General features: G+C 62.4%; 1 protein-coding gene and 1 pseudogene. One reads left to right on the top strand and one right to left on the bottom strand.

The window, feature by feature from the left end; genetic code table 11:
- Window positions 1–817 (bottom strand): annotated as a pseudogene (locus AC1DSN_RS22050) (adenylyltransferase); the annotation flags it as partial.
- A gap of 403 nt (window positions 818–1,220) precedes the next feature.
- On the opposite strand from AC1DSN_RS22050, the gene AC1DSN_RS22045 reads away from it, so the two are divergent.
- Window positions 1,221–1,881, top strand: a 661-nt coding sequence (locus AC1DSN_RS22045) for a thiolase family protein (RefSeq protein ID WP_477332919.1), incomplete at its 3' end; no start/stop codon positions are given.

Raw genomic sequence — 1,881 nt, 5'->3', positions numbered from 1 at the left:
TGGCCAGCGGCAGCACAGCCAACTTCACAGCGTCCTTGGGGTAATGGGACAGCAACGCGCGGTAACACCGCACCCGGGTATGGCTGTCGATGTCCCCCTCCTTCGTCCGACCAACGACCGGATGGAGCAGGAGCTTTCCATCGACGGCTTCCATCGCCCGCCGGGTCAGTTCAACATGCGCCCGGTGCATGGGGTTGCGGGTTTGAAAGGCCACGATGCGATGCCATCCATCGCGGTCAAACCATGCGCGCAACACAGCGGGAGACAACCTCAGGTCCCTGAAATCCTGGTGGGCCGGGGGCTGGAGACCACGCAGGCGACCACCAAGGTAAACGGGACCCCGGGCGAAAAGGTCCGCCACGCCGGGGTGACACGGGTCCTGGGTCCCATAGACTGTCTGGGCCTCATGCTGYTTGTCGGGCCGAAAGATGTCGGAGAGGTTCAACAGGGCCAGCGCCGTGCCCTGGCCGTCCCTGAGAACCACATCATCCCCGACCGACAACGGTGCTGCCACAGCCTCCGACACATCGAGGTTGACGGGCATCGGCCAGAGGAGACCATCACTCAACCGCATGTGGTCAACAACACTGCGGTAGTCCGCCTCCCGCATAAAGCCGTCGAGCGGCGAGAACGAACCATTGAGCAACAATTCGAGGTCACACAATTGTCGGTGGTCGAGCACGAGGTGGGGCAATGCCCCCGACCCACGGCGAAGTTCCGCTGCGAGGTCCCCGGAAACGTACAGCTCCCGCAGCACGCCTCCATGCGGTTGGACAAGGGAAGAAGGCCGGACCATTTCCACGATGTCGTCAGACACAGGCTCACTCCATGATTGGACAGCAGGTGCTCAGGGCCCGGAGGCTATCACTGGATGCAGCGGCGCCAGCCATCGTGAGAACTTGCGTTCATGGTCCCGCCAGTTGGCGTTACGACCCCGCGTCCAAAGGACCCGTACTTTTTTCGGGTGGTGATGCAAGGGCAATGGTTTCGGCGAGCACCGTCCGCTGATAAGCGGATTTCATCATTGCGCCCCGCGTGACGATGGCCATCCTGGCGCGTAATGGAACCGTCAACCGCCCGCCGGATCCGCAACCTCCGCCGAGGTTCCCACAGGCGCCGGATAATCCGCTGCAGCCGCGCATGGATCCGTCGCCACTTGTGCTGCGAAAGCTCGAAGCGACCAGTATGATGGCGGTAATACCTTTTTTTCGGAGAAGCCCATGCGTACCCCCGTCATTGCTGGCTATGTTCGTACTCCTTTTGCTTTTGCCCGCAAAGGTGCACTGGCAGGTTCCAGGCCTGACGATCTGGCAGCGGCAGCCCTGCGAGGCTTGGTTTACCGAACGGGCATCGACCCGGCACTTATCGAAGACGTACTCATGGGTTGCGCGTATCCGGAAGGCAGCCAGGGCGACAACGTCGCCCGCGTGGCCACGCTGCTAGCTGGGCTACCGATATCCGTCGCCGGTGCCACCATCAACCGTTTCTGCGGTTCTTCGATGTACGCCGCTCATACTGCGGCAGGACAGATCGCCATCGGCGCGGGCGACGCATTCGTCGCCGCTGGCGTCGAGAGCATGACGCAAGTGCCGCAAGGCGGCCTGAACTACTCGCCGAACCCCCGTTTTGCGGAGAGTCACGGCGACGGCCACGAGATAGATATCCGCGCTTATGTCACCATGGGCGAAACGGCAGAGAACGTGGCCGCTCGCTACCGCATCTCCCGCGAGGACCAGGAGGTCTTTTCCCTGCATTCGCAGCAGAAGGCCGCAGCCGCACAGCAGGAAGGCCGCCTTAAGGACGAGATCGTCCCCTTCACCCTGGTCGACGGCCAAACCATCGATGCGGATAGCTGCCTACGCCGCCAGACCAGTCTCGAAG

The sequence above is a fragment of the Luteibacter sp. P4_D7_3 genome (genome assembly GCF_056401735.1).
This window is presented reverse-complemented; position numbering and strand designations above follow the sequence as displayed.